Below are 21,858 nucleotides of genomic sequence, written 5' to 3'. Positions count from 1 at the left end.
GAATCAATCAGCAAAAAGGGATGTTTTTTACGTGATCCATGGCGTGGTGATAGTGCTCTGGCTGGGGCTCTGTGCGGTGCAGGATATGCGTCAGCGACAGATCGCCAATGGGTTGACCTTGGGGGTTGGGCTGCTGGCCTTACTTTATTTGAGCTGGACGGGTGTCACCTGGCTGGGGGCGCCGGCGAAGGAGGGTGGCTGGGCGTTTGCCCTGGCGCTGTTGTTGGGCCTGCCGGGCTATGTGCTGGGACGCTTTGGCGCGGGCGATGTAAAGCTGTTGGCCGCGTTGGGAATGGCCACCACGGTGGACCCTTTGTTGTGGTCGCTGATCGGCGCTGCACCCGTCCTGGGCGCGTGGCTGCTTATCCATCAACGGGTTAGCGCGGGCCACGCGAACCCGGGTGTGGAGGCGTCAACAAAACAGCCTTTTGCGCCGTTTTTATTGACAGGTTTCGCGCTGTATTTATTTTGGATCCATTAGTCGCACAACGCCTCTATCGCTATGTACATAGTCATAAAGTAGGTCTACGTTTATTGAGTAGATGTATAGGATTCTTCGTCGAAAGGGATAGGTCAATCTATTGGCTTGCCAGGCATGGAGTAGCGCGTGAACAAGCTCACATCGGCAGTAAAAGTGCTCGTGGTCGACGATCAGCCGCTGATCGTGGAAGAGCTCTGCGAATTTCTCGAAAACAGTGGTTATCGTTGTGTCCCGTGTGAGTCGAGCCGCCACGCTTTGAAGCGTTTCAGCGAAGACGCCGAGATCGGCTTGGTGCTGTGCGATCTGCACATGCCCGACATGGATGGCATCGAGCTGGTCCAGGCCATGCAAAAGGTCGCCGGCAAGCAGCGCGCGTTCGAAGCGATAATGCTCACCGGGCGTGCCGACAAGCAGGACGTGATCAAGGCCCTGCGCGCGGGCATCTCCGATTACTACCAGAAGCCGATCAACCTCGATGAATTGCTCGAAGGCCTGCAACGCCAGGAAGCGGCGTTGGAGGAGCGGCAAAAAGAGCTGCAACTGGGGCACCTGAACCAGAAGCTGCAGTACCTTTCCGAGTCGATCAATGACTTGTACCAGGACCTCGACAAAGTACGTCGCAGCCCGAATGCAGGGCTGTCCGACGATGGCGAGTCAGCCGAAGAGGCCGGGCCGGTGGAAATCCCGACCATCTTCAATCAGCTCTCGCCCCGTCAGCTGGACGTGGCGCGGCTGGTGGGCAAGGGCCAGACCAACTATCAGATTGCCTGCGAGCTGGGCATCACCGAAAACACGGTCAAGCTGTATGTGTCCCAGGTCTTGCGCCTGACCCATATGCATAACCGCACCCAACTGGCATTGGCGTTGTCGCCGAACAATTCGGCAATGCGCCAGCGGGTGACGGCCCACTGACGCGCGCAGCGTTATTGACTCTTCCCGCCTTTGGATGACGCTTCGAAGAACTCCGGAATCGGATGCTTGTTGCTGTCGAGCCAACGCTGCATGGCCTGCTCCCTTTCGGTGGGCGTGGTCTTTTGCGGTGTCGGCGAGGCGGCTCGGCCATTGATCTGCAGCGCCATCCAGTTCTCCGTCTCTGCCTGCTGTGGAGACGAAGGGCCGGGTGGAATGGCCACTGCGCTCAGCGGCAGCAACGCCAGATAAACCAGGTAATAGGCTTTCATCGTCGACTCCTTATTTGATGGTCACCGGCAGCGCATCACTGACTGCCGCGACGTTGCGTGCTGCCGCGCTGGACTCCTTGAGTTTCACCGCGCGAGCCTGGGCCTCGGTGACCTGTTCGGGGCTCAGGCCCAACTGGCTGACCACTTTGGCCGCTTGCCCCCAGTCATCCTGATAGATCAGCAGGGTCACCAGGTTCACCGCCGCCAACGGTTCGCCCTGCTTGAGTTCGATGGCCGTCATGAACTCGAAGCGCGCGTCTTCCAGGCGCAATTGGTTGAGGTACACCACCCCCAGGTCATTGCGGATTTTTTCGTCGGTAGGTGCCAGGCGTGCAGCCCTTTGCAGGTGGGCCATCGCCTGGCCGTTGTCACCCTTGGCGGCGGCCAGTTGTCCCAGGCCGTGCTCGCCCTCGGCCGTCATGCAGGTGCCTAGCAGGCTGCGGTACAGCGGCTCAGCCTCGCTGCGGCCCAACAAACGGTAGTTACGCGCCTTGCGCTGGCGCACCTGGGGCAAGGTGTCCGGCAGGTTCTGCAGGTTGGCCAGGCTGGCGTGCAGCTTGCCTTCGTTGGCGAGGTCATCGGACAGGTTCAACGCCAGTTCCTGGTCGGCGCTGGGCTTGCTGCAACTGCCGGGCGTGGTCAACGCCGCCCAGGGCGATTGACCGTTGGTGGCGCATCCACCGAGCATCAACAGGGCCAGGCCGGCGATCAGTACTTTCATCAGGGCTTCCTCAAAAGTGGCTCAAGGCGCGGGCGATGCCGATAAAGGCGGGGCCGCCGAGCACGATCAGCAAGGCTGGAAACAGAAACACCATCATCACCACCGACATTTTTGCCGACATCTTCGAAATGTATTCCTGCAGGCGGGTCAGCCGGCGGTCATCCAGCAACTGCTTGAGCGCCAGCAGCGATTTCATCGCGCCGCCGCCTTGCTGGATCAATTGCTGAAGGATGATGCAGGTGTCGGTGAACTCGTCCACTTCAAGCAGGCGGGCGGTCTTACCCAGTTCTTCGCCCAGCTCCAGGCCGGAATCGACCCGGGCCAGGATCAGGCGCAGCTCGTGGGTGAGACTCGGCAGTAAGCGCTGCGCGTCGTTACCCAGCACGCGCAGAGACTGTTCAACCGCCATGCCCGATTCGAACAGGATGCGCAGCAGTGGAATGAAGGTGGCGATCTCTCTGGCGATCCGCTGCTGGCGGTATTTGGCGGCCGCGGCGAGTACCCGCTTGGGCAGCAGGTAGCCGATGCCCAAGGCAACCGCGGGGGCAATCCACACAGGGGCGGCCTGCGGGAAAAACAGCTCCTGGCCGAGGAAGGTCAGGCCCATTAATACAATCGGCACGCCGACCTGAAAGGCTGCAAACAGCGAGCGCTGGCTGGCTTTACGCCAACCGACCCGGTTGAGCAGCACCTGGGTTTCATTGTCCAGGCTGACCGAGCGCTGGGCCAGGCTGCTGCCGCCGAGTTGGCGCATGAACGCGCCGATTTTGTCATCGCTGCCGGTCCGCCCCTGCAACCGTTCGGAGACGCGGCGATCGCGCCGGCGATGCTCAAGGACCTGGCCACCCACCAGCACCAGGGCGGCAAGGAACATCAAGGCGCCAGCCAGAAGCACCATCTCAGACACTCCTCAGCATGCGCCACATGGCGAAGGTGCCTGTCAGGTCCATCGCGAGGGCGACGAACAGCAGGGTGCGCCCGGTGTCGTCGTTCCACATGGTCAACAGGTAGCCAGGGTTGACCAGCATGAAGTAACTCACCAGCAAAACGGGCAAGCCACCCAGCAGGTACGCGGTCATGCGGGTTTCACCGGTCATGGCCTTGAGTTGGCGGGCTCCCTGTTCACGCTCGCGAATCATCTTGATCAGGTTTTCCAGCAGTTCGCTGGCGTTGCCGCCGTAGCGATGGTTGACCTTCAGGCCCAGGGCGAACAGGCGAAATTCGTCCTGTTCGTAGAATTCGGCAAAGTCACTCGCCGAGTCCGGCAGGCTCACGCCCATGCGCACGTTGCGCTGCACCCGGCCCATGGCCTCCTTGAGCGGGTTATCAATATTCTCGATACCGCCCAATACGGCGTCGGCCAGGGTCCTGCCGGATTTCAGGCTGCGTACGCTGTGGTCCAGCAACTGTGGCAACTGTTCGACCATGCGTTGCACCCGCCGCTGGTAACGCCAGCTGATGTAGACGCGCAACAGAAGGGGCGGGCCCAGCACCATCACCGCCAGGCCCAACCCGTCGGCGATCAGGTAGCCGAACAACGCGCCGACGATCCAACCGCTGAGCCACAGGCCCAGTCGATCAGTCGGCTTGCCCAGCCCCGCGCGCAGAAACATGCGCTCAAGGCCGGACCAGCGGGTGGGTTCTTCGCGGGCCTCGGGTTGGCCGTCGCCGAGGCGCTCCAGCACGCGGTCAGTCTGGGCCTTGCGCAGGCCGTGCTGAAACTGCCAGAGCGACAGCCCGATCAGCAGCAGGCAAAAAAGCAGCAACATAGGTCCGGTCATCAGGCGCCCCCTATAACGGCAAGGCCGATTCGCGGCGCAGTTTGTCACCGGCCGGGTTGATGGCTTCGCGCAGGAAGCCGAAGCCGGTGCGCCGGTCCAGCCGGAACAGGGTATTGGTGACGTACACGTCGTCGCGCACGCCCACCACCTCGACGACTTCGCTGACGCAGCGGCGGCCATCGGGCATGCGTGTCAGTTGAATCACCACGTCCAGGGCGGCGCAGATCATCTGGCGCAGGGTTTTTTCCGCGATCACCCGGCCGGTCAGGCCCACCAGGGTTTCCAGGCGCAGCAGGGCATCCTGGGCATTGTTGGCGTGTACGGTGCTCATGGAACCGTCGTGGCCGGTGTTCATCGCCGTCATCACATCGAGCACTTCCACGCCTCGGATTTCGCCGAGGATGATGCGGTCGGGGCGCATCCGCAGAGCGTTGCGGATCAGGTCGCTGGACCGCACTTCACCATGGCCTTCGGCGTTTGGCGGCCGGGTTTCCAGGCGCACCACATGGGGATGGCCCAGTTGCAGTTCGGCGACGTCCTCGATGGTCACCAGGCGCTCGTGCGGGTTGATCAACTGGCTGAGGATGTTCAGCAGCGTGGTCTTGCCGGTGCCGGTACCGCCACTGATGAGAATGTTGCAACGCTTGCCGACGGCCTCCTGAAAGAACTCGAAAATGCTCTGGTCGATGGTCTGCATCGCGACCAGGTCGCTGCTCTTGAGCATGTCCTTGCGAAACTTTCGAATCGACAGGCACGGCCCGTCCAAGGCAATCGGCGGGATGATCGCGTTGACCCGGCTGCCGTCCGGCAGGCGCGCATCCACCATCGGCGAGGACTCGTCCAGGCGCCGTCCCAGCGGCGCGAGAATCCGCTGCATCACGCGCTCGACGTGGTGATCGTCGATAAAGCGCAGGTCGCTCTGATGCAGCAGGCCGTCGCGCTCGATAAACACCCGGTGTGGCCCGTTGACCAGAATCTCGGTCACCGAGGGATCGCGCAGCAGCACTTCCAGCGGGCCGAAACCGGTGAGTTCGTCGACGATTTCTTCGGCCAGGCGTTCCATTTCATAACGCGAGATCGCCAGGCGCATGCGCGTGATGTATTCGGAGACTTTGTCGGTGACAAACTGCGCCAGCGACTGGCGCGTGCCTTCGAGCAGGTTTTTGCCTGACTCCTCGATGGCGTCAATGATGTAGCGGTGCAGCACCAGCTTCAGGCCATCATGGTCGCTGTTGCCGCTGACGCTGCGGGCCGGGCCGCCGAAGAGTTTTTCGCTGGTCATCGTCCCGACCCCAGGAAGCGTTCAAACCAGCGCATCGAGGGTTTTTCCAGACCCTCGGAGCGTTTCGCCAGGCGTTCGCCCAAGGTCCGCACGGCTTGGGTCAGGGGTTCGCGTGGGGCCAGGGCGAACAGGGTCTGGCCCTGGTTCTTGACGTTCAGGCGCAGTTCGGCGCTCAGCGGCAGGACGGCGATGCACTCAAGGCCGAAGCTTTTTTCCAGGGCTTCGGTGTCAGGTGCACAGGATTTGATATAGCGGTCGACCACCAGCTTGGCGTGCTCGAGTTTCATGCCTTTGTCGCGCCAGCGGTTGAGCACCGCCAGGTTGCGCCGACAGTCGAGTACGCTCTGGTCGGTGCACCACAGCAGTTTGTCGCAGTGGCTGACAAAGGTACGCAGCGCCTCGCTGTCCGGTTGCCCGGTAATGTTCACGACGATGTGCTGGAAGTGTTGGCGCAACGCGCTGAGCAGCATGTACAGCTCGGCGGCGCTGGTCAGTTTGAGCGGTTCGTCACCGGTGGCATAGGCCAGGATGCGCAGGCCATCCAGGGCTGTGGTGAAGGCGCTGTTGATCAAGGTGGTATCGAGACGGCGCAGGTGCCGCAATGCATCGCCAAAGTTGAACGTGCTTTCCAGCCCCAGCAGCGCCAGGCTGTCACTGCGTGGCAGGCCCAGGTCGAGCAGCAGGGTTTGCTGCCCGCTTTTTTGCACCACCAGCGCCAGGTGTGTCGCCAGCATCGCCCCATCGGCGTTGCTCTGGGTGCCAAACAGCACGGTGAGGCCGCCCAACTGCGCATTCGAAGTCACCGGCGGCAGGCGCTTGCTCAGGCGCCGCACCAGGCCTGCGACTTCACTGGAGCGCGAGCCATAGGCTACGAAATCCCGTGCGCCGGCCCGCATGGCATTGAGTACCAATTGGTTGTCCATGCCATCGCCGAGGGCGACCACCGCGAGCATCGGCTTGGCCTCCAGGGCCCCTTCGATCAGCGCACTTTGGGCCACCACGTTCTCACGGTCGAGGCCGACGAACACCAGGTTGGCGAACGTCACGTCGACCAGCGCGAGCAACTCATCCAGGCTGCCACCGCCGGCACTGACCACTTGGCCAAGGGGCGCGAGTGCGCCCTGGAGCCATTCCAGGTCGGTGGTGTTGCGGGTAATTGCCAGAAATGTCTGGCTCAGGCTATCGCTCATTGGGAAAGTCCACTGCGACGATCGAAGTTGCCGTTTTCCAGGAAGAACAGGCGGTACCAGTTCGGGTCGTAGGTGCGCAGTTTCTCGCCGGGCAGGGAGGGCAGTTGCGCATTCGCGGCCAGCGGCTGGACCAGGTGCGGCGTGACGATCATCAGCAGCTCTTTTTCTTCGCGGCTGATGTTGGAATCGCGGAAAAACGCGCCGAGGATCGGGATGTCGCCCAGGCCTGGAAACTTGCTGATGGTGGAGCGGTTGGTGCTGCTGATCAGGCCGCTGATCACGAAGCTTTCGCCATCGGCCAGGGACACGCTAGTGTCGGTTCGACGCACGGTCAGGGCGGGCACCTGGATCCCCTGGATCTGCACGGCGTTGCTGTAGTCGAGTTCGCTGACCTCCGGCGCGACCTTGAGGGTGATGCGATTGCGGTCGATCACCGTGGGGGTCAGGGTCAGGCGGATGCCGAACTCCTTGTACTCGATGGAGATACTGTCGCTGCCGCTGCTGGGCACCGGAATGGGCACTTCGCCGCCGGCCAGGAAGGTTGCGCTCTGCCCGCTCAGGGCTACCAGGCTGGGACGCGACAGGGTATAGGCGAAGCCGCTCTGTTCGAGGGCGTTGATCATCGCCGAGATCCGCCCGCCACCGAAACCGATGTTGAAAAAGCCATTATTCACCGCCTGCCCGCGAAAGCTGTTGGCGGTGGTGGCGGGGATCGTGCCATTGCCCGGGCTGCCGAACAGGAAATTGCCACCTTGGCCGAACAATGAGGTACTGGCTTCCTTGAGCTTGGTACGGCTGACCTCGACAAAGCGAATGTCGGTCTGCACCTGGCTGGGCAGCAGTGGGTCCTCGGAAGGCGACAGCGACAAGCTGGTCAGCGCCGAAGTGGCCTTGCCCTTGACGAACACCATGCTCTGGCGCGGCGCGCTGGCGCAGGCGGTCCACACCATCAGGCTGGTCGCGCCGACACCGACGCCGGTCAGCAGGAAGTTACGGTCGCCGTTGACGCGCACATCGGCGATCTTCGGGTCGCCAATCGCCAGGCGGGTTATTGCCACCGGCGATTGCAGTTCCTGTTGCAGGCCTTCTCCCACCTCGACCACGGCGGGCAACTGGCCCAGGGCGCTGCAATTGCCCGGCGCCGCGAAGGCCATGCCCGCCGGCAGGCTCGACAGCATCAGGGTCCAGGCGAGGTGCGTGAACATGGCAGTGTAGCGATGGCTCATTCAAGGCATCCTTGCTCAATCACGGGGTTTGTGGGGCTGCTTGGGCACCGCGGATCACTTCAATGCCACGACGTGCGCCGGGCTCGCCGGCGACTGTGGCTACCCGCTTGGGCGGGCCGATCAGAGCCAGTTGGGTGAATTGATAGAGGTCGCGGTTGGCACTTTCCAGTTTGTCCGGTGCGTCGCTTTCGCCGGCCCAGTAGCGACTGAGCAGCTGTTCGTCGGCGCTGCGCACGGCCAGGCGCAGGGTGCCGGCCTGGGCCGCGAGCATCAGGCGACTCAATAAGGCTTCCGGTACAGCCAGCACTACGGTGCGGGCACCGGCGCGGCGTTGCGCGGCCTGGGCGCGCTCTTCAGGCGTGGCCGGTGGCGGTACCGCAGGCGTGCCGTCATTGGCCAGGCCCATTTGATCGCCGACGCTGAGCAGGCGCATGGCCGGCAGGACGATTTGGGCTGACGGCTCGGTATTGCCGTTGTCCTGGCGCAGGAACAGCAGCACGTCCACGTAGTCGCCTGGGCTCAACTGGCCGGCGACGCCGATGACTTCATCCACCGCGACGGCCAGCGCCCGCTCATCTGGGCGAATCATGCGGGCCAGCGGGCCGCCGGCGTTGAAGCTCTCTTCGTTGAGCCAGGTGCCCGCAGCCAGCATGCGCAGCGGTTTGCGTCCGATCGCCTGGTCCAGTTGCGTCAGGCTGCCGGCGGGTACGGTGCGCAGTTTTTCCACGGCCAGGTCAGCAGCGGTCAGTGGTACGAAAGCAGGGACGTCGTGCACCAGTACCACGACGGGGGTGCGGTTCTGGTCTTCGACGGCAGCGACGGTTTTTTCCACGGAAACGACAGGTGCGGTGGGTGCCGTGACGGGCTCCGGCGAGCGACTCAGTACCAGCCCCCAGTACCCTGCAATCAATGCCCCGATCAGCAACAAGCCGGCCAGGACCATGCTGATACGACTGTTCATGACGGCTCTCCCTTTCCCGTTGCATTACACACTCGTTAATCCAATCGAGTTAATTCGCAACCTGGCTGTGATGAACAACTAACGATTTGGCTATTTGAAGGTAGCTCAGCTAGGACGAAATGCCATTACCTGACAGAAAATTTATCTGCATGCCAAGGCGTTGCCTTTTGAACAGCGGGTTTATGGCGCCAACGTTGTGACTAATACTTTCTGATTAATGCGTTATTACAGTTGTGAGCCTGGGGTTTGTTGACAATGCTCTAGTGGCACGCCGTGATTATCTGGATCTAGAGCCCTTCGGCTTTCAGTGGCGTTCTTAGGGAGAAGTCTTATGTTCCTTGACCTGATGTTGAAGTTCTATGTTCAGACACAACTATTCTTCAAACGCAAAGAGGGCGCGTCAGGTATTGAATACGCCATTATCGTGGCGCTGGTGGCGATTGTTATTGTCGGTGCAGGCTCGGGGCTGGGCACCAAAATCGCCTCGGTGTTCAACGGTATTGCCAACAAGATGACCACGGTGACCTGAGTTAAAGTGTAAAGCCACCCCCTTCATCCACGGGCAGGTACGGTCATGAGCGCATCTTCTTCGGGTCGCCAACAAATCTTATTGGTGGACGATGAAGAAGACGCCCTGATCGAACTTGCCGAGTCCCTCGGTAACGAGGGATTTGTCTGTTTTACCGCCAACTCTGTCACCTTCGCCTTGCAAGAATTGACACTCCACCCTGACATTGCCCTGGTCATCACTGACCTGCGCATGCCCGAGGAAAGTGGCATTTCCTTGATCAAGCGTCTGCGCGAACACACCTCACGCTCGCACCTGCCGGTGATTGTCATGTCGGGCCATGCCGAGATGGACGACGTCAGCGACATGCTGCGTCTGCAAGTGCTCGACCTGTTCCGCAAGCCGATCTACCTGGTGCGGTTGATCGATACCTTGAACAACCTGTTCCCTCTCGCAAAGAAATCCACTGAGTAGCGGCCGTTTTGCCGGCGCTGGCGTCCGTGAGATCGCCCGCGCGGCGAGTCGCGCCCACCCGGTAGGTGGGCGCAGTGCGAGGTTCAGAGTTGGTAACTGAAGCTCAACGTGTAGCGCGGACGCCGATCAAAGTTGTCGAACGCCACTTCCGACATCGGCTTGGCCGCTTCCAGGGAGATGTTGTAGTACTTGGCGTCACCGAAGCGCAGGCCGACGGCAGCCGATGACATGTTGTTGCCCTTGATCGGCAGGTCGTTGAACCAGGTCTTGGCGCGGTCGAACACCACATAAGGCTGCAGGATGCGCACCCATTCGCCGGCGCGGTTGTAGCTGTAGTTGACCTCATACGCCACGCCCCACCCCTTGTCGCCCGAGCCCTGGTCATCGGGGTAGCCACGGGCGAAGTTCTGTCCACCGAAGGTGGCGCGCTCGCTGTCGGGCAGGGTGTCATCACTCCAGTAGAGCGCGCCGGACAGCACGCCTTGCCAGTTATCGAAGAGCTTGTTGCTCTGCACGCCGGACAGGCGCAGGCGGAAGAAATCGAGATCCGGCTTGAGGCCGCCGAAGTCACTGCGGGTCTTGGCGCCCATGCCGTTGATGCCTTGGTACAGGCCAGCGCTGAGGATGCGCAATTGGGTGGTATCGGCCTTGCGCCAATCACCTTCGAACGCCAAGGCGCGCAGGTCGGTTTGCAGCTCCAGGCGCTGGGGGAAACCTTCGAGTTTGTAGCGGGTGGTCTGGTCGACCGCGTAGTAGCGGGCGCCGAGGCTCAGGGACTCGTTGGGCGAGGCGATCACGGGATGGCTGAAGCCGATGGAGTAGCGGTCGATTTCCTGGTGCGGCTTGAGTTCGAAGCCGTCGCCCAATTGCAGGCTGGTGCGTGGGTCGGCGCGGTAGCGCTCGCCCGACAACACCAACTGCGTGCCCTCGGCATTGATGAACTGGCTGTAGGCCGCGCGGTAGTAATGCTCTTTGTCGTCGCCCGGTGGGAACAGCCCGCTGAGGCTCAGTTGTTCCCCCATGGATGTCCACGAATTGCTGGTGGCCGTCAGCAGCGCTTGCGTACCGCCACGGCTGGCCTCGTTCAGGCTCATGCTGGTGGTGAACGGTTTGCGGCTGGCGGTGATTTGCATATGGGTGCCGCCATCAGTGGTGCCGGGCGGCGGCACCTGCGCCTGCAGGGTCACCCCGGGGATGGCGCTCATCAGCGTGGTGTAGCGCTCGAAGGTCTTGCGGGTGAGCGGGCGTTCGGCCTTGAGCTTTTCCGCGAGTTTGTCGACGTAGGCCGACACCGAACCGATGTCGCCTTGCAGGTCGTAATCGCGGATATAACCCTCGACCAGCACCACGTGCACCAGGCCGCCTTCAAAGCGTTGTTCCGGCAGGAAGGCGTAGGACAGCAAATAGCCGTCTTCCTGGTAGCGGCGGGTGATGCTGCGGGTGGCTTCGATCAATTGCGCCAGGTTGGTTTCATGGCCGATCAGGGGTTCGAAGGCCTGGGCGACTTCCTTCAGCGGGTAGACCGTGCCGCCGTCGATCTGCAGCTTGCGAATGGTCACCTTGGTGTCCATCAGCAGGGGTTGCGCGGCGGTGGCAGCGGGGGTGGGCAACTGGGTCTGCGGGGTCGCCGGTCGATACGCATCGGCGGGCAGGTTGGGCACGGGCAGGTTGCGAATGGTGTCGTTGCTATTGAGGAAGCTGGGTAGGGTATCGGCGTGGGCGTAAGCACTGAGGGTGAGCAATAACAACGGCGTCAAAGCGCGCATAGGACACTCCATGGTCAAAACTGCAGCAGCGTATTGCAGGGTCCCGCCGGGCTCTGGGGGCGCGGTTCGGGTGTTTTCAGGGATCGATCATTGACCCATAAAAAAAGACGAGAGACTTATTGGGGTCTCTCGTCTCAACCAAGCGTAGGCGCTGTAGGTGAGGCCGTCTAATCGGCCAGGTGCAATTCTATTTTTTGCCGGTAAGGCCACCGATCAGGCCGCCCAGCAGACCCCCATTTGCACTGGCACCTGCACCTGCGGAGGCGGATGCGCCGGCTCCCAGGTTCAGGCCACCGCCGAGCAAACCACCGCCGGTGTTGGTGCCGCCGGTCACCAGGCCGCCGATCGAGGCCACGGTGCCGCCTACTGCGCTCACGGTACCGCCCAAGGCGTTGGTGACCGGGTTGGCGTTAGTGCCGCTGATTTTGCCGCCCAGGCTGCTGACGGCGCCGCCGACATTGGTCACCAGGCCGTTGACGGGAGCACCCAGGCCGGTGGCGTTGCCGACGGTTTGGGTCAGGCTGGTAACGCCGCTGGTGATAGGGTTCAGGGCGCCGCCGACCTGATTGGTGAGGGCAGCAACCGGTGCGCCTGCCGCGGTGTTCGGTGTGCCGCTGCCACCCAGCAGGGTACCCAGCGATGCCACGGTACCGCCCGCTTTGACGCCAGTGACGCCGGTCGCGCTGACCACGCCATTGCTGCTGCCTGCATCCAGGCCGCTGCCGGCGCCTGCGATCACACCACCGATGAGTTCCGCCAGGCCCAGTTGCCCGGTGCCACCGCCACTGCCACCACCCGTGCCGCCGCCACTGCCGCCACTGCTGTCGTCAGCCGGGTCGACATAGCCGCTGGCTTTACCGACCACGGTGCCCACGCCATTGAGCACATTGCCCACAGCGCCAGTGACAGGGTTGCCGGTGCCGCCGGCATCGGCGACTTTATCGCCCAGGCCGTCAACGGTATCGCCGACTTTTTGCAGCAGGCCGCCGACAGGCGTATCCAGGCCTGTGGTGGTGCCGACTTTGCCGGTGGTTTTTTCCACCAGGGACACCACGGGCACCAGTACTTTCGCGCCGACGGTGTTGGTGACCGAGCCCAGTGGGCCGGTGGTGCTCGCCGTGCTGAGTGTGTCGCCGAGCATGGTTACGGCGTTGCCGACCTTGCCCACTACATTGCCGACTACGGGGGCGGCACCGCTGACAACGGGCACTTGCCCCAGCAGTGTCGCCACATTTTGACCGGTCGTGGAGACACCGGTGCCGAGATCGGCGACTCCGTTGGCCACGCCGGCCACGGTTTTGCCCAGTGCATTGCTGTCGGTACCCAGAGTGCCCAGGCCATCCGAAACGCCCGTGCCGATGCTGCCGACAGCGGTGCCGACAGAGGTCACCAGGCCACCTGCGGTAGCCCCCACGATCGGCAGGCTGCCGAGTGTGGTACCGAGGCTGCTGACAGTGCCGCCGAGGCCGGTTACGGTATCGCCGAGGGTATCGGCCACGTTAGCCGTGACCAGGGTGCTGGTGGTGCCGGTACCGCCACCTCCTGTGCCGCCACCACCAGTACCCCCGCCGCCGGTACCGCCACCGCCAGTGGATGCGTCCGGTGAGGAAGCGGAGCCGCCACTGTGATGCCCACCACCACCGCTGCTGCAGCCGCCGAGCGTCATTGCTACTGCCAGGGCCAGCGCGGTACTTGCTTTCCAAAACACTACTTGAGCTTTCATGATTGAGTTCCTTGCACCTGTACAACCTTGGTTGTCTCAAACGCTCGCTATTTCTAGGGATAGCGATGCGTTTGTCCGTGTGGCTATAACAAGCCCGGGCGCTCTTTCTCACAATGCTCTACTTGGTATTAACGATTTATATACGGCGCGGATGTACCGGTTAAGCGACTAATACCAAGGGTATAAAGGATGGATGTATCAAGATATATATGTATTAAAGATCAAAGAGTTGAATAAAAAAGCGGACTTGAGAAAGTCCGCTATAACCCAGGATGTATATATACAATTAATCAGTGGTTGTTCAGGCGATCGGCTGCCATTTGCCCACCATGTGTTCAATGTCACCCGCGCCTTTCAACACGAACTCCCCGCTGGACCCGGCCGCACTGGCCCATAAGGTGACCTCACTGGGCAGGCGCACCGGCTTCTTGAACTCGACATCTATCTCGATGTTCGCGGCCGGCAGGTGTTCACCCAAGGCCGCCAGGGTGTGCGCCTTGTTCCACAGTCCGTGGGCGATGGCCTGGGGGAAGCCGAACAGCTTGGCCGTGAGCGCACTGAGATGGATCGGGTTGTAGTCGCCGGACACCCGCGCATACCGGCGGCCGATATCGGCGGGGGCTTTCCAGCGGCTCACTTCGCTGACCTGGGTGGGGGGCGATTGCGCCTCGTCGCTCGCTGCGCCTTCCAGTTTCACGCCGCGACAGAGCATGCGACTCTCGGCCTCCCACAGCAGGCCGAGGGAATCCTCGACGGTGGTCACCAGGTCAAACGTTGCGCCCTTCGCATGCGGCTTGAGGTTTTGCGCATGCACACCAATGAACAGGTCGCTGACACCGCCGAGCGGACGATGAATACGGATGCGATTGCTCAGGTGAATCAACCCCAGCAGCGGAAACGGAAACGATTTGGCCGTGAGCAACTGCATCTGCAAGCCGAACGCGAGGATGTGCGGATAAGTCGCCGGCAGCACTGCGCTGTCGGCAAACCCGCAGACCTTGCGATACGCCGCGACCGCTTTGGGATTGACACTGACCCGGCAGCGCAAGCCCTGCTCGGGCAACGCAGTGCCGGTGATCTTGCGCTTGAGCGCGGCGCGCCAGTACAGCGGCGCGAGAAACGGGGGACTGCCCACTGTCTGCCATTGCATGCTCACGCTCCCAATAGACTTTGCCCACACACGCGCAGCGCTTGCCCACTGACCGCTCCTGAGCCCGGCTGGCCAAGCCAGGCCACGGCTTCGGCGACGTCTTGTGGCAAGCCGCCCTGGCCGAGCGAACTCATGCGGCGCCCTGCCTCACGCAGGGCGAACGGAATATGCGCGGTCATCTGGGTCTCAATAAAGCCTGGGGCCACGGCGTTGATACTGATCCCCCGTTCTTTGAGCAGCGGCGCCCAGGCCTGGGCCAGGCCGATCAACCCGGCCTTGCTCGCGGCATAATTGGTTTGCCCGCGATTGCCGGCGATCCCACTGATGGACGCGAGCAGCACCACGCGCGCGTTGTCATGCAGGGTGCCGCTGTCGAGCAGCGCCTTGGTCAGCACTTGCGGGGCAGTCAGGTTGACCGCCAGCACCGCGTCCCAGTACTCCGGGGTCATGTTGGCCAGGGTCTTGTCGCGGGTGATCCCGGCGTTGTGCACCAGGATGTCGAGGCCGTCGGGCAGGTGTTCGATCAACTGGCTGGCGGCGTCTTCGGCGCAGATATCCAGCAGCACGGAACGTGCACCCAGGCGCGCGGCCAGGGCTTCGAGATCGGTCTTGGCCTGGGGCACGTCCAGCAGGATCACCTCGGCCCCGTCGCGGGCCAGGGTTTCGGCGATGGACGCACCAATGCCACGGGCGGCACCGGTGACCAGCGCCTTGCGCCCGGCGAGTGGGCGCGTCCAGTCCTCGACCGGCGTGGCCCAGGCCTGCAGGCGGATAACCTGGCCGGAAATGTAGGCGCTCTTGGGCGACAGGAAAAACCGCAGCGCGCCTTCCAGCTGGTCTTCGGCGCCCTCGCCAACGTAGAGCAATTGCAGCACGCCACCGTTGCGCAACTCTTTGGCCAGTGAACGGCTGAAGCCTTCGAGGGCGCGCTGGGCGCTGGCGGCAAACGGATCGCCGAGGCTTTCCGGCGCGCGACCGAGGATCACCAGGTGCGCACTGTTATCCAGGTTTTTCAGCAGCGGCTGGAAAAACTCACGCAGTTGCTTGAGCTGGTCGGTGTGCTGCAAGTCGCTGGCGTCGAACACCACCGCCTTGAGTTTGGGCCCGTGGCCGGGAATCCACGCCGGGGCGGTCGAGGCGTCGGTGCCGTAGCTGTAGATCGCGTCAGTGAGTTTATTGGCAAACGGCAGCACCTTGGCCGCCAGCGCGCCGCCACCGAGCAACAATGCCCCTTCTACCGGGCGCAGGCGCCCGGCTTGCCAGCGTTCGAGGCGTACCGGTGACGGCAGGCCAATGGCAGCGACCAGGCGATGGCCGAGGCTTGAGTTGGCGAAGTCGATATAACGGTCAGACATGGAACGCTCTCCGAAGACTGGGGTTCAAAGGGTTGACCATCCCAGGGTAGCAGTCGTTCGACTAGGCTCTGTTATCCAGCCCACAGCAGCCAGCCCATAACAGACCGAGGGAGCTTTTCATGACTCAATTGCGCCGTGTAGCGATCATTGGCGGTAACCGCATTCCTTTCGCCCGTTCCAATGGCCCGTATGCCACGGCGAGCAACCAGGCGATGCTGACTGCGGCCCTGGAGGGCTTGATCGAGCGCTACAACCTGCACGGCCTGCGCATGGGCGAAGTGGCTGCCGGTGCGGTGCTCAAGCATTCGCGCGACTTCAACCTCACCCGCGAATGCGTGCTCGGCTCGCGCCTGTCGCCGCAAACCCCGGCCTACGACATTCAACAGGCCTGTGGCACCGGCCTTGAGTCCGCATTGCTGGTGGCCAACAAGATCGCCCTGGGCCAGATCGAATGCGGGATTGCCGGCGGGGTCGACACCACGTCCGACGCTCCGATCGGCGTGAATGAAGGGCTGCGCAAGCTCCTGCTGCAGGCCAATCGCAGCAAGTCCATGGCGGACAAATTAAAACTCCTGTTACAACTTCGTCCTCATCACCTCAAGCCCGAACTGCCGCGCAATGGCGAACCGCGCACCGGTTTGTCCATGGGCCAGCATTGCGAGTTGATGGCGCAGACATGGCAGATCCCACGCGCCGAGCAAGACCAACTGGCGCTGGAAAGTCACCAGAAAATGGCCGCCGCCTACGCCGAAGGCTGGCACAACGACTTGCTGACGCCGTTTCTCGGCCTGACCCGCGACAACAACCTGCGTCCCGACCTGACCCTGGAAAAACTCGCCGCCCTCAAGCCTGCCTTCGAGCGCAGCGAAAAGGGCACGCTCACCGCTGGCAACTCCACGCCGCTCACCGACGGTGCGTCCCTGGTGCTGCTGGGCAGTGAGGCCTGGGCCCAGGAGCGCGGCTTGCCGATCCTCGCGTATTTGCGCGATGGCGAGGCGGCTGCGGTGGATTTCGTCAACGGCGCCGAAGGCTTGTTGATGGCGCCGGTCTACGCGGTACCGCGCCTGCTGGCGAGGAATGGCCTGACGCTGCAGGACTTCGATTACTACGAGATCCACGAAGCCTTCGCTGCCCAAGTGTTGTGCACGCTCAAGGCCTGGGAGGACGCGGACTACTGCAAGACCCGCCTCGGGCTGGATGCGCCGTTGGGCGCCATCGACCGCAGCCGCCTGAACGTCAAGGGCAGCTCCCTGGCAGCCGGCCACCCGTTTGCCGCCACGGGCGGGCGCATTGTCGCCAATCTGGCCAAGTTGCTCGACGCGGCGGGCAAGGGCAGGGGGCTGATTTCGATCTGTGCGGCAGGCGGGCAAGGGGTCACGGCGATCATCGAACGCTGATTGCGATAAAAATTGGCATATTGGATGCATTCTTGACGGGTCAGAGGTCGGTAGCCTCTCCCACCGGCGAGCCGATTGCCGTATAACGAGTGCCATACGCGTATTTGGTAATAAAGGACCCACAATAAAAGCTGATGAAGACTCCTAAACGCATTGAACCCCTGATCGAAGACGGTCTGGTCGACGAAGTGCTGCGCCCACTCATGAGTGGTAAAGAAGCAGCTGTTTATGTGGTGCGCTGCGGCAACGAATTGCGTTGCGCCAAGGTTTACAAGGAGGCGAACAAACGAAGTTTTCGTCAGGCGTCCGAATACCAGGAAGGCCGTAAGGTCCGTAACAGCCGGCAGGCCCGGGCCATGGCCAAGGGCTCCAAGTTCGGCAAGAAAGAAACCGAAGATGCCTGGCAGAACGCTGAAGTGGCGGCGTTGTTCCGCCTGGCCGGTGCGGGCGTTCGCGTGCCCCAGCCGTACGACTTCCTTGAAGGCGTGCTGTTGATGGAGCTGGTAGCCGACGAGTACGGCGATGCCGCTCCGCGTCTGAACGACGTGGTGCTGGAGCCGGATCAGGCGCGCGAATACCACGCCTTCCTGATCTCCCAGATCGTGCTGATGCTGTGTACCGGCCTGGTGCACGGTGACCTGTCCGAGTTCAACGTACTGCTCACGCCAACCGGGCCGGTGATCATCGACCTGCCTCAGGCGGTGGATGCGGCGGGCAACAACCACGCGTTCAGCATGCTGGAGCGTGACGTGGGCAACATGGCGTCCTACTTCGGGCGTTTTGCCCCGGAACTGAAGAAGACCAAGTACGCCAAGGAGATGTGGGCGCTGTACGAAGCCGGCACCTTGCACCCGGCCAGCGTGTTGACCGGCGAGTTCGACGAACCGGAAGAGCTGGCGGATGTCGGGGGAGTGATCCGCGAGATCGAAGCGGCGCGCCTGGATGAAGAGCGTCGCCAGGCGATTCGCGCAGCGGACGATGCGCCACCGAGCAAAGTACCTGACGAGCCACCGCCGCCGCCTTGGCTGCAGTGATCCCGCAAAACTGTGGGAGCAGGCTGGTGTAGACGCTGGCTTGCCGGCGATCGCATCACCTCGGTGTGACTGACATACCGAGGTGCCTGCATCGCGGGCAAGCCCGGCTCCCACACACGCTAGCGCCCACATTTTGTTCTGTCTGGGGCGAGTAAAGCTCAGTCAGGCGCAGCAACTGCCCGAAGCCAACTCCTTGAGAATCGGACAATCCGGCCGATGATCGCCCTGGCAATGTTCTACCAGGTCCTGCAGCGTGTCGCGCAGTTGCCCCAACTCCAGAATTTTCTGATTGAGCTCATCGATGTGCTGGCGCGCCAGGGCTTTCACGTCCGCGCTCGCGCGTTGGCGGTCTTGCCACAGGGCCAGCAACTTGCCAACTTCCTCCAGGGAAAACCCCAGGTCCCGTGAGCGTTTGATAAACGCCAGTGTGTGCAAATCGTCGCCGCTGTAGACGCGGTAGCCGCTGTCGGTGCGGTGGGCGGCTTTCAACAGACCGATGGATTCGTAGTAGCGAATCATCTTGGCGCTCAGCCCGCTCTGGCGGGCGGCTTGGCCGATGTTCATGGGCGTTGATCCTCCAGGTCCTTGGGTTTCCAGGTTTTCAACAGTAAGGCATTGCTGACCACGCTGACGCTGGACAAGGCCATGGCCGCGCCCGCGAGCACCGGGTTGAGCAGGCCGAACGCCGCCAGCGGAATGCCGATCAAGTTATACACAAAGGCCCAGAACAGGTTCTGGCGGATCTTTGCGTAGGTCTTGCGGCTGATCTCCAGGGCGGCGGGCACCAGGCGTGGGTCGCCGCGCATCAAGGTGATACCCGCCGCATGCATCGCCACGTCGGTGCCGCCGCCCATGGCGATGCCAATGTCGGCAGCCGCGAGGGCCGGGGCATCGTTGATGCCGTCGCCGACCATCGCCACCACGCCGGTTTTTTTCAACTCGGCGACGGTGGCGGCTTTTTCGGCGGGCAGCACTTCAGCGTGTACATCCTCGATGCCCAGCGCCTGCGCAACCACGCGGGCGCTGCCGCGATTGTCACCGGTGAGCAGATGACTGCTGATCTGCTGCGCCTTGAGTTGCTGCACGGCCGCAAGCGCACCAGGCTTGAGCGTATCGCCAAAGGCAAACAGCCCGAGCACACGCGGTTGCGGGCCTTGCTCGATCAGCCAGGACAAGGTCCGGCCTTCGGCTTCCCAGGCGGTGGCGGAGCCGGACAGTTCACCGGCGTTCAAACCGCTTTCTTCCAGCAGCCGACGGTTACCCAGCGCCAGTTGCCGGCCCGCCAGGGTGCCGGCAATGCCGCGCCCGGTCAGGGCTTGGCTGGCGCTCACATCGGCGACATCCAGCCCTCGCTCGCGGCAGGCATCCAGCACCGCCTTGGCCAGCGGATGTTCACTGCCGCGCTGCAAGGCACCGGCGTGCTGCAGCAATGATGCTTCGTCGCCATCCACCGCCGCCAGGTGCGCAATTCTTGGCGTGCCGGAGGTGAGGGTGCCGGTCTTGTCGAACACCACGGCGCTCACGGCGTGCGCACGCTCCAGGGCTTCGGCGTCCTTGATCAGGATGCCGTAGCGCGCGGCGACGCCGGTGCCGGCCATGATCGCCGTCGGTGTGGCCAGGCCCAGGGCGCATGGGCAGGCGATCACCAGCACCGCGACCGCGTTGATGATTGCCGTCTCCAGGGAGGCGCCGTACAGCCACCAGCCCACCAGCGTGATCAACGCCAGCACCAGCACCGCCGGCACGAACACTTGGCTGACTTTATCCACCAGCTTCTGGATCGGAGCCTTGGCGGCCTGGGCGTCTTCCACCAGGCGGATGATCCGTGCCAGCACGCTTTCCGCACCCAAGGCGAGGGTGCGCACCAGCAGGCGGCCTTCGCCGTTGATGGCGCCGCCGGTGACCGAGTCGCCCGGCTGCTTTGGCACCGGCAAGCTCTCGCCACTGATCAGCGCTTCGTCGGCGTGGCTTTGGCCGTCGACCACTTCACCGTCCACCGGGAAGCGTTCGCCGGGCTTGACCAGCACCAGGTCGCCGCGCTTCAACGCGCTGATCGCGACATCTTCCTCGCGGCCATCGACCACGCGAATCGCGCGCTCCGGGCGCAGCGCTTCGAGGGCGCGGATGGCGCTGGCGGTCTGGCGTTTGGCGCGGCTTTCCAGGTATTTGCCGAGCAACACCAGGGCAATTACCACGGCCGAGGCCTCGAAGTACAAATGGGGCATGCTGCCGGCCGGTGCGGTGAGCCACTCATAGATGCTCAGGCCGTAGCCGGCGCTGGTGCCGATGGCCACCAGCAAGTCCATATTCCCGGCACCGGCGCGCACGGCTTTCCAGGCGGCGATATAAAAGCGCGCACCGAAGATGAACTGCACCGGCGTCGCCAGCGCGAACTGCACCCAGGCCGGCAGCATCCAGTGCAGGCCGAAAGGCTCCACCAGCATCGGCAGCACCAACGGCAGCGCCAGCAGGATCGCCAGCAGCAATGCCCAGCGCTCGCGGTGCAGGCGCTGGGCCTGGTCGACCTCGGTGGCGGCTTCGCTCTGCGGCAGGCTGGCGCTGTAGCCGGCCTTGTCGACGGCGGCGATCAACACGTTCGGGTCCATCTGGCCGAGCACTTCAACATGCGCGCGTTCGTTGGCCAGGTTGACGCTGACGCTTTGCACCCCCGGCACTTTGCCCAGCGCGCGTTCGACACGCCCGGCGCAGCTGGCGCAGGTCATGCCGCCGATGGGCAGGTCAAAGGTGGTGGATCCATTCATGGGGCAGTCCTCCAGGAGAAGTTGCCCCTAGGATCAACCTTGACCTGTGGGGAAGGTCAAGCGCCTTTAATATTCCAGTGCGGCAGGCTTGAGGTACATACCGTCCGGGCCCTGCGCGATGCGCAATTTGCGTACGTCGCCGACCTTCAGCGTGATGTTCTGCGCCGGTGGCGCGAGCATGCCCGGCAGGCAGCCCGGGGACTGGCCCGGCAACAGCTTCAGGCGTAACGACACGTTGCCGGCGGGCAAGTTGAACGAGGTGGATTGCTCCTGGAACAGCCGGCCTGCCAGCTGGTCCTGGATATATAGGCCGATTTCGCAATTGGTCGGCACTTCCAGGCGTTCGCGGGAAATGATCAGCACCGCATAGTCTTCTGCGGCACTGGCCGTGGGCGCAACGGCAGACAAGCTCATCAGGCCGACAAGGCCAAAAAACGACCAGCGCATGGCGAATGCTCCGTGGATTGAATCAAAGATGAGTGAAGCTTGGCCGACGTCGCCGCCGAATACCAGCCCGGCAGATCATCCTGGAACTTGACCTTGCCATCGTGGCAAGGTCGAGACTGGGTTCAACCTCATCAAAGGAGTCATGTCATGCAAGTATTCAGCGTTGAAGGAATGACCTGCGGCCATTGCGTTCGGGCCGTCACCCAGGCGGTGCAGAACGAGGACCCGGCCGCGAGCGTGAAGGTCGACCTGGCGGCGAAGGAAGTGGGGGTGGAAAGCCGTCTGTCAGCCGAGCAGGTGATCAGCCTGATCAGTGAAGAAGGCTACAGCGCCAAGCTCGCTTGACCCGCTCAAATAGTTAGCGAGCTATCGTGTTAAATGCACCCAAGCGCGGCTAGACTGTCGGGCTGCCGACACAC

General features: G+C 62.8%; 22 protein-coding genes. 7 read left to right on the top strand and 15 right to left on the bottom strand.

Going from position 1 to position 21,858, the window contains the following annotated elements; all coding sequences use genetic code 11:
* Positions 1-31 precede the first annotated feature (31 nt).
* Together AC07OJ_RS18260 and AC07OJ_RS18255 are read left to right on the top strand one after the other, a co-directional pair.
* Positions 32-481: a prepilin peptidase gene (locus tag AC07OJ_RS18260; RefSeq protein ID WP_495094947.1), complete on the top strand. Its 450-nt coding sequence runs from the start codon at positions 32-34 to the stop codon at positions 479-481.
* 126 nt (positions 482-607) lie between these two features.
* On the top strand, positions 608-1,393 hold the full coding sequence (locus AC07OJ_RS18255; protein ID WP_065900327.1) for a response regulator transcription factor: 786 nt from the start codon (positions 608-610) through the stop codon (positions 1,391-1,393).
* Positions 1,394-1,404: 11 nt separating this feature from the next.
* Here the strand turns inward: AC07OJ_RS18255 and AC07OJ_RS18250 are convergent, their stop codons facing one another.
* Genes AC07OJ_RS18250 through cpaB form a run of 8 tightly spaced genes read right to left on the bottom strand, consistent with a single transcriptional unit; the run spans position 1,405 to position 8,823 of the window.
* A complete protein-coding gene (locus AC07OJ_RS18250) occupies positions 1,405-1,662 on the bottom strand; it encodes a DUF3613 domain-containing protein (protein ID WP_065900329.1) in 258 nt (85 codons plus the stop codon).
* Positions 1,663-1,672: 10 nt separating this feature from the next.
* A complete protein-coding gene (locus tag AC07OJ_RS18245) occupies positions 1,673-2,383 on the bottom strand; it encodes a tetratricopeptide repeat protein (protein ID WP_065900331.1) in 711 nt (236 codons plus the stop codon).
* Positions 2,384-2,393: 10 nt separating this feature from the next.
* Complete coding sequence (locus tag AC07OJ_RS18240) at positions 2,394-3,281, bottom strand: type II secretion system F family protein (RefSeq protein WP_065900332.1); 888 nt, start codon at positions 3,279-3,281, stop codon at positions 2,394-2,396.
* Between the two features lies 1 nt (position 3,282).
* Positions 3,283-4,164: a type II secretion system F family protein gene (locus AC07OJ_RS18235; protein ID WP_495094946.1), complete on the bottom strand. Its 882-nt coding sequence runs from the start codon at positions 4,162-4,164 to the stop codon at positions 3,283-3,285.
* 10 nt (positions 4,165-4,174) lie between these two features.
* Positions 4,175-5,446, bottom strand: a complete 1,272-nt coding sequence (locus AC07OJ_RS18230; protein ID WP_065900334.1) for a TadA family conjugal transfer-associated ATPase — start codon at positions 5,444-5,446, stop codon at positions 4,175-4,177.
* Entirely contained in the window at positions 5,443-6,636 is a 1,194-nt protein-coding gene (locus AC07OJ_RS18225) for a CpaE/TadZ family protein (protein WP_495094945.1), read from the bottom strand. The genes AC07OJ_RS18230 and AC07OJ_RS18225 overlap by 4 nt, the downstream gene beginning before the upstream one ends.
* The gene (locus AC07OJ_RS18220; RefSeq protein ID WP_106805266.1) at positions 6,633-7,862 is read right to left on the bottom strand and encodes a type II and III secretion system protein family protein; all 1,230 of its coding nucleotides are present in this window, start codon (positions 7,860-7,862) and stop codon (positions 6,633-6,635) included. The genes AC07OJ_RS18225 and AC07OJ_RS18220 overlap by 4 nt, the downstream gene beginning before the upstream one ends.
* A 19-nt stretch (positions 7,863-7,881) precedes the next feature.
* Positions 7,882-8,823, bottom strand: coding sequence for a Flp pilus assembly protein CpaB (gene cpaB / locus AC07OJ_RS18215; RefSeq protein ID WP_106805265.1), 942 nt, complete (start codon positions 8,821-8,823; stop codon positions 7,882-7,884).
* Positions 8,824-9,154: 331 nt separating this feature from the next.
* Between cpaB and AC07OJ_RS18210 the strand changes: the two genes are divergently transcribed.
* Both AC07OJ_RS18210 and AC07OJ_RS18205 read left to right on the top strand, forming a co-directional pair.
* Positions 9,155-9,352, top strand: a complete 198-nt coding sequence (locus AC07OJ_RS18210; protein ID WP_065900340.1) for a Flp family type IVb pilin — start codon at positions 9,155-9,157, stop codon at positions 9,350-9,352.
* A gap of 45 nt (positions 9,353-9,397) precedes the next feature.
* Positions 9,398-9,805 carry a response regulator gene (locus AC07OJ_RS18205; protein WP_065900341.1) on the top strand — a complete coding sequence of 136 codons (408 nt, stop codon included), beginning with the start codon at positions 9,398-9,400 and terminating at the stop codon, positions 9,803-9,805.
* Positions 9,806-9,888: 83 nt separating this feature from the next.
* Here AC07OJ_RS18205 and AC07OJ_RS18200 read toward each other — a convergent pair whose 3' ends face one another.
* From AC07OJ_RS18200 to AC07OJ_RS18185, 4 genes are all read right to left on the bottom strand, one after another.
* Positions 9,889-11,571, bottom strand: a complete 1,683-nt coding sequence (locus AC07OJ_RS18200; protein ID WP_120447550.1) for a ShlB/FhaC/HecB family hemolysin secretion/activation protein — start codon at positions 11,569-11,571, stop codon at positions 9,889-9,891.
* A gap of 187 nt (positions 11,572-11,758) precedes the next feature.
* Positions 11,759-13,294 carry a collagen-like triple helix repeat-containing protein gene (locus AC07OJ_RS18195; protein WP_495094944.1) on the bottom strand — a complete coding sequence of 512 codons (1,536 nt, stop codon included), beginning with the start codon at positions 13,292-13,294 and terminating at the stop codon, positions 11,759-11,761.
* A 301-nt stretch (positions 13,295-13,595) separates the two neighbouring features.
* Positions 13,596-14,444 carry a MaoC family dehydratase gene (locus AC07OJ_RS18190; protein ID WP_495094943.1) on the bottom strand — a complete coding sequence of 283 codons (849 nt, stop codon included), beginning with the start codon at positions 14,442-14,444 and terminating at the stop codon, positions 13,596-13,598.
* Positions 14,445-14,446: 2 nt separating this feature from the next.
* Positions 14,447-15,799 (bottom strand): 3-oxoacyl-ACP reductase, encoded by a 1,353-nt coding sequence (locus tag AC07OJ_RS18185; RefSeq protein ID WP_495094942.1) that lies wholly within the window; start codon positions 15,797-15,799, stop codon positions 14,447-14,449.
* Between the two features lie 119 nt (positions 15,800-15,918).
* Between AC07OJ_RS18185 and AC07OJ_RS18180 the strand changes: the two genes are divergently transcribed.
* Both AC07OJ_RS18180 and AC07OJ_RS18175 read left to right on the top strand, forming a co-directional pair.
* Positions 15,919-17,196, top strand: coding sequence for an acetyl-CoA C-acetyltransferase (locus tag AC07OJ_RS18180; RefSeq protein WP_213550476.1), 1,278 nt, complete (start codon positions 15,919-15,921; stop codon positions 17,194-17,196).
* Positions 17,197-17,330: 134 nt separating this feature from the next.
* The gene (locus AC07OJ_RS18175; protein ID WP_065900351.1) at positions 17,331-18,230 is read left to right on the top strand and encodes a PA4780 family RIO1-like protein kinase; all 900 of its coding nucleotides are present in this window, start codon (positions 17,331-17,333) and stop codon (positions 18,228-18,230) included.
* 162 nt (positions 18,231-18,392) lie between these two features.
* Here the strand turns inward: AC07OJ_RS18175 and cueR are convergent, their stop codons facing one another.
* The 3 genes from cueR to AC07OJ_RS18160 form a co-directional block, all read right to left on the bottom strand.
* The gene (gene cueR / locus AC07OJ_RS18170; protein ID WP_065900353.1) at positions 18,393-18,794 is read right to left on the bottom strand and encodes a Cu(I)-responsive transcriptional regulator; all 402 of its coding nucleotides are present in this window, start codon (positions 18,792-18,794) and stop codon (positions 18,393-18,395) included.
* On the bottom strand, positions 18,791-20,992 hold the full coding sequence (locus AC07OJ_RS18165) for a heavy metal translocating P-type ATPase (RefSeq protein WP_495094941.1): 2,202 nt from the start codon (positions 20,990-20,992) through the stop codon (positions 18,791-18,793). Before AC07OJ_RS18165 ends, cueR begins: the two co-directional genes overlap by 4 nt.
* A gap of 66 nt (positions 20,993-21,058) precedes the next feature.
* Positions 21,059-21,439, bottom strand: a complete 381-nt coding sequence (locus AC07OJ_RS18160; protein WP_106805257.1) for a hypothetical protein — start codon at positions 21,437-21,439, stop codon at positions 21,059-21,061.
* Positions 21,440-21,586: 147 nt separating this feature from the next.
* Between AC07OJ_RS18160 and AC07OJ_RS18155 the strand changes: the two genes are divergently transcribed.
* A complete protein-coding gene (locus AC07OJ_RS18155) occupies positions 21,587-21,784 on the top strand; it encodes a heavy-metal-associated domain-containing protein (RefSeq protein ID WP_106805256.1) in 198 nt (65 codons plus the stop codon).
* Positions 21,785-21,858 lie beyond the last annotated feature (74 nt).

Source organism: Pseudomonas sp. GW821-FHT09C08, assembly GCF_059418125.1.
This window is presented reverse-complemented; position numbering and strand designations above follow the sequence as displayed.

Bases quoted from the DNA above. Each gene is read 5' to 3' on its own strand.
- AC07OJ_RS18220 (WP_106805266.1), bottom strand. From the start codon at position 7,862: ATGAGCCATCGCTACACTGCCATGTTCACGCACCTCGCCTGGACCCTG.
- AC07OJ_RS18165 (WP_495094941.1), bottom strand. From the start codon at position 20,992: ATGAATGGATCCACCACCTTTGACCTGCCCATCGGCGGCATGACCTGC.
- AC07OJ_RS18250 (WP_065900329.1), bottom strand. From the start codon at position 1,662: ATGAAAGCCTATTACCTGGTTTATCTGGCGTTGCTGCCGCTGAGCGCA.
- AC07OJ_RS18200 (WP_120447550.1), bottom strand. From the start codon at position 11,571: ATGCGCGCTTTGACGCCGTTGTTATTGCTCACCCTCAGTGCTTACGCC.
- AC07OJ_RS18195 (WP_495094944.1), bottom strand. From the start codon at position 13,294: ATGAAAGCTCAAGTAGTGTTTTGGAAAGCAAGTACCGCGCTGGCCCTG.
- AC07OJ_RS18190 (WP_495094943.1), bottom strand. From the start codon at position 14,444: ATGCAATGGCAGACAGTGGGCAGTCCCCCGTTTCTCGCGCCGCTGTAC.
- AC07OJ_RS18205 (WP_065900341.1), top strand. From the start codon at position 9,398: ATGAGCGCATCTTCTTCGGGTCGCCAACAAATCTTATTGGTGGACGAT.
- AC07OJ_RS18225 (WP_495094945.1), bottom strand. From the start codon at position 6,636: ATGAGCGATAGCCTGAGCCAGACATTTCTGGCAATTACCCGCAACACC.
- AC07OJ_RS18180 (WP_213550476.1), top strand. From the start codon at position 15,919: ATGACTCAATTGCGCCGTGTAGCGATCATTGGCGGTAACCGCATTCCT.
- AC07OJ_RS18230 (WP_065900334.1), bottom strand. From the start codon at position 5,446: ATGACCAGCGAAAAACTCTTCGGCGGCCCGGCCCGCAGCGTCAGCGGC.
- AC07OJ_RS18160 (WP_106805257.1), bottom strand. From the start codon at position 21,439: ATGCGCTGGTCGTTTTTTGGCCTTGTCGGCCTGATGAGCTTGTCTGCC.
- AC07OJ_RS18210 (WP_065900340.1), top strand. From the start codon at position 9,155: ATGTTCCTTGACCTGATGTTGAAGTTCTATGTTCAGACACAACTATTC.
- cueR (WP_065900353.1), bottom strand. From the start codon at position 18,794: ATGAACATCGGCCAAGCCGCCCGCCAGAGCGGGCTGAGCGCCAAGATG.
- AC07OJ_RS18155 (WP_106805256.1), top strand. From the start codon at position 21,587: ATGCAAGTATTCAGCGTTGAAGGAATGACCTGCGGCCATTGCGTTCGG.
- AC07OJ_RS18240 (WP_065900332.1), bottom strand. From the start codon at position 3,281: ATGGTGCTTCTGGCTGGCGCCTTGATGTTCCTTGCCGCCCTGGTGCTG.
- AC07OJ_RS18245 (WP_065900331.1), bottom strand. From the start codon at position 2,383: ATGAAAGTACTGATCGCCGGCCTGGCCCTGTTGATGCTCGGTGGATGC.
- AC07OJ_RS18175 (WP_065900351.1), top strand. From the start codon at position 17,331: ATGAAGACTCCTAAACGCATTGAACCCCTGATCGAAGACGGTCTGGTC.
- AC07OJ_RS18235 (WP_495094946.1), bottom strand. From the start codon at position 4,164: ATGACCGGACCTATGTTGCTGCTTTTTTGCCTGCTGCTGATCGGGCTG.
- AC07OJ_RS18185 (WP_495094942.1), bottom strand. From the start codon at position 15,799: ATGTCTGACCGTTATATCGACTTCGCCAACTCAAGCCTCGGCCATCGC.
- cpaB (WP_106805265.1), bottom strand. From the start codon at position 8,823: ATGAACAGTCGTATCAGCATGGTCCTGGCCGGCTTGTTGCTGATCGGG.